We start from the raw sequence: 3774 nt of genomic DNA, 5'->3' as shown, positions 1-3774 counted from the left end.
GCTTGCCTTTGCCCATAGAGGGGTCGACTTCGATGTCGAGCTGCGCGCACACCTGACGCAGCTGTTCTTCGTTCATGCCGGTGATGTCGATGCCGGTGAATTCCTTTATCGAGTCGATCATGGTGACGCGCTTGAACGGTGCCTTGAACGATATGACGTTGTCGCCCACTTTCACTTCGGTGGTGCCGTTGACGTCGAGGCATATCTTTTCGAGCATCTTCTCGGTGAAGTCCATCATCCAGTTGTAGTCCTTGTAGGCCACATAGATCTCCATGCATGTGAATTCCGGATTGTGGGTGCGGTCCATGCCTTCGTTGCGGAAGTTCTTGGAGAATTCGTAGACGCCTTCAAATCCGCCCACGATCAGACGCTTGAGATAAAGCTCGTCGGCTATGCGCAGATAGAGCGGTATGTCGAGCGCGTTGTGATGGGTCACAAACGGACGTGCCGATGCTCCGCCGGGTATCGACTGCAGTATGGGGGTCTCGACCTCCATGTAGCCGGCTGTGTTGAAGTATTCGCGCATGGAGTTGTAGACCTTGGTGCGCTTGATGAAGATCTCCTTGACGCCGTCGTTGACCACGAGGTCGACGTAGCGGCGGCGGTAGCGGAGCTCGGGGTCGTCGAACGCGTCGTAGGTCACACCGTCTTTCACTTTGACGATCGGAAGCGGGCGCAGCGACTTGCCGAGCACGGTGATGCTGCGGGCATGGACTGTGATCTCGCCCATCTGGGTGCGGAACACGAATCCCTCCACTCCGATGAAGTCGCCGATGTCGAGAAGTTTCTTCACTACGGTGTTGTATAACTCCTTGTCTTCGCCCGGACAGAGGTCGTCGCGGCTCACATAGATCTGTATGCGGCCGCGTGAGTCCTGAAGTTCGATGAATGACGCCTTGCCCATGACACGGCGGCTCATGACGCGTCCGGCCACGGTGACATCGCGTGCGGGAGCGTCGTCGCTGAAGTCGCGTTTGATTTCGTCGGTGTAGGCTGTCACCTTGTATTCGGCAGCCGGATATGGTTCAATGCCGAGTCGTCTCATCTCTTCGAGGCTTCCGCGGCGCACTATTTCCTGTTCGCTCAGTTCAAGAATATTGGTCATAAGCTTGTATGTGGGTGCTTGGTATGAATGCTTTGATGCAATTTTTTGCAAATTTAGCCATTATTTTCCTAATAACAGCCTCTGTGCGGCCTAAAAACGCCGGAGTTGTCGCAGTCCGGCGTTTTTAGGCGTTTTAGCTGTCAGTGGCTATGTGTTGTGCTGCCGGTGTGGGTGGATCAGACGGTGCGGGGCGAGGTGCGCCTGGCGCCTGCGAACAGCCCGAAGCGGCGCGTCAGTATCCATGCCACGGCGAAGTAGAGCGCCGCCAGTCCCCATAGCATCATGGCGGGATGGCTCTGCTGGGCGAATGTGGCTCCGTTTGAGTTGAGGCGGATGAATCCCTCTATGCCCCATGTGGCGGGGATGAAGCCGCCGACAAGCTGCCAGAACGCCCCCATGGCGTAGCGCGGCCATGTGAGTCCGGAGAGGAATAGAAACACTACGGATGTGAACACCACTACCATCAGCGAGGCTTCGCGCTCGGTGACGAACGAGGCCACGCAGAAGCCGAGCATCGAGGCGGCTACGGTCATCGGCAGGATATAGACAAGGCTGTCGAGCATCGAATCGAGGTGGGGCAGGGTGAACATCCATGGCACGAAATGGAGGGCATAGAGCGCCATGGGTGTGTAGATCGTGGTGTAGCAGAGGGTCTTGCCGATAAGCGTGGCGGAGGCCGGAGCGTCGACCGACATAGGATCGAGGCCGCCGTTGCGCCGGCGGCGTTCGGCAGAACCGCCGGCGAGCATAGCCACGCCGAGTATCAGGCTCTGATGAAGTATGAGCACGAGCACTCCGGGCATGATGAACGAGGCGAAGCCCTGGGTGGGGTCGCCCATCATTACCGACTGGGTGTCGATCGGCGAGCCGCCGATGTCCTGGAGCAGCAGTCCGCCGGAGGCGATCTTCTCCTGCTGGTGGCGGGTGGCTATGGCCATCTGCAGGTCGGTGAGGTTGAACAATGCCTGACGGTAGCGCAGAAGCAGGCTGACGTCGGCGTAGTATGTGACGTTGGCCTGTTCGCCGCGGCCGAGCTGCCTGGCGTAGCCGGCGGGGATCTCGAGTATGCCGTACACTTCCTTGCGGTTCATCATGCGGCGTGCGGCCTCCATGTCGGGGGCATACTGGTAGACTTTCAGGCCGTCGGTGGCGTCGACCATGCGGGCAAGCTCGCGGCTGGGAGCCGTGCGGCTGTGGTCGACCACGGCGATAGGCATGTCGCGGATCAGCTCAGGGTTGTAGATCAGCGTGTAGACTATCGGATAGAAGAGCGGCAGGGCGAAGAAGAAGAGCATCACTCCGAGGTCGTGAAACACCAGATAGAATTCTCTCCGCCAGACTCTGAAGAGCGATGTCAGCCAGTTGTCGCGTGTGTGGCTCATGATGCGTCAGGGTACATAAACGGGGTTAAGACAATGTTTCTTGAGCCGGCGCAGGGGGAGCAGGGCCACTATCGGGAACATGAGCAGCGCGGCATAGTACCATCTCGAATAATAGAGCGGTATGCCGTTGAGAGCCTGGTCGGCATAGATGAGGAAGTAGTAGCGCATCGGCAGTATGTAGCTGAAGATGCCTACGGCGGGGTACATGCTCGACACCGGGAATGAGTAGGCCGCTATGGAGAAGGTGAGGATGCCGGTCAGCGAGCAGATGCTCAGCGAGAGCCGCAGGTTGGGCACGGCGCAGCATATTGTCACGGCGAATGCCTGCGAGCCCATGACCATCAGAGCCATGGCGAGCAGCATGTGCCAGAGCGGACAGTTGAGCGGGCAGTTGCAGTAACCGTAGATGACCGACTGGCAGAAAAATCCCACTATGGTCATTATGGCCCATTGCGGAATGAGCTTGCCGGCGAGGGCTATCGTCATGGATCCTCCGGCGGTGTGCAGCCACTGCGGTGATGTCTGGCGCTTGATCTCGTCGCAGATGGTGTAGGCGGTGAGCAGCAGCGCCATGAGGGAGAGTACCGAGGGGATGAACGAGTTGGCCAGATATATCAGATAGTTGAGCCATGGGTTGCCGATGGGATTGGAATTGATCACCACGGGCTGTATGAGGGCGCGGGCGGCGTCGTCGCCTATGCCGAGGCTGGTGAGCTTTGTGGCTGCGAGGCCTCCGGCGGTTGTGACGGCCTGGGTCTTGAAGCCCTTGAAAGCGAGAGTGCCGGGCACGAACACTGTCATGTCGCTGTAAAATGTCAGCGTGGCGTCGCCGCCGTATATGGCGTCGCGCTGGAAGTCGCGGGGTATGAGGAAGAATCCGAACGTCTCTCCACGGCGCACGCGGTCGAGCGCCTCGCTGTAGCTGAGGTCGCGGTGGGTGATGTCGATCAGCTCGGTGGCGTTGAGATTGCGCGTGATGCGGCGTGACAGCTGCGACTGGTCGAGGTCAACCACCGATACGGGCACTTTCAGCGGCAGTCCCTCCTTCATCAGATCCACGAAGAAGATGGCAAAGGCTACCGGCACCACGACCATCGCGGCTATGTAGAGCTTGCGCGAACAGAGCTTGCGCGAACAGAGCTTGCGCCAGCCGTAGGCGAGTGATTGAAGCAGTGGGGTGAGCATCGCTGTCGGGGTGTGGGTTTTGAAAGTGATGTGGCTTTGGAGGTTATTTCTTGCGGTAAAGCACTGTCATGCCCGGGCGCAGGTCGGGTATCTGGTCGGTGG

3 protein-coding genes are annotated in these 3774 nt (G+C 58.9%); all 3 read right to left on the bottom strand.

Annotated elements, in window-relative coordinates:
* Window positions 1–1105, bottom strand: a 1105-nt coding sequence (locus C5O24_RS11675) for a lysine--tRNA ligase (protein WP_240604994.1), incomplete at its 3' end; no start/stop codon positions are given.
* Window positions 1106–1281: 176 nt separating this feature from the next.
* Window positions 1282–2487: an ABC transporter permease gene (locus C5O24_RS11670; protein ID WP_107681871.1), complete on the bottom strand. Its 1206-nt coding sequence runs from the start codon at window positions 2485–2487 to the stop codon at window positions 1282–1284.
* A 6-nt stretch (window positions 2488–2493) separates the two neighbouring features.
* A complete protein-coding gene (locus C5O24_RS11665; RefSeq protein WP_107035966.1) occupies window positions 2494–3672 on the bottom strand; it encodes an ABC transporter permease in 1179 nt (392 codons plus the stop codon).
* Window positions 3673–3774: the final 102 nt, after the last annotated feature.

It is taken from the genome of Paramuribaculum intestinale (assembly GCF_003024925.1).
GTDB lineage: Bacteria > Bacteroidota > Bacteroidia > Bacteroidales > Muribaculaceae > Paramuribaculum > Paramuribaculum intestinale.
The sequence above is the reverse complement of the archived record's forward strand: the minus strand, read 5'-3'. Positions and strand labels throughout refer to the sequence as shown.

Excerpts from the sequence above, each read along its gene's own strand:
- C5O24_RS11670 (WP_107681871.1), bottom strand. The coding sequence starts at position 2,487 with ATGAGCCACACACGCGACAACTGGCTGACATCGCTCTTCAGAGTCTGG.
- C5O24_RS11665 (WP_107035966.1), bottom strand. The coding sequence starts at position 3,672 with ATGCTCACCCCACTGCTTCAATCACTCGCCTACGGCTGGCGCAAGCTC.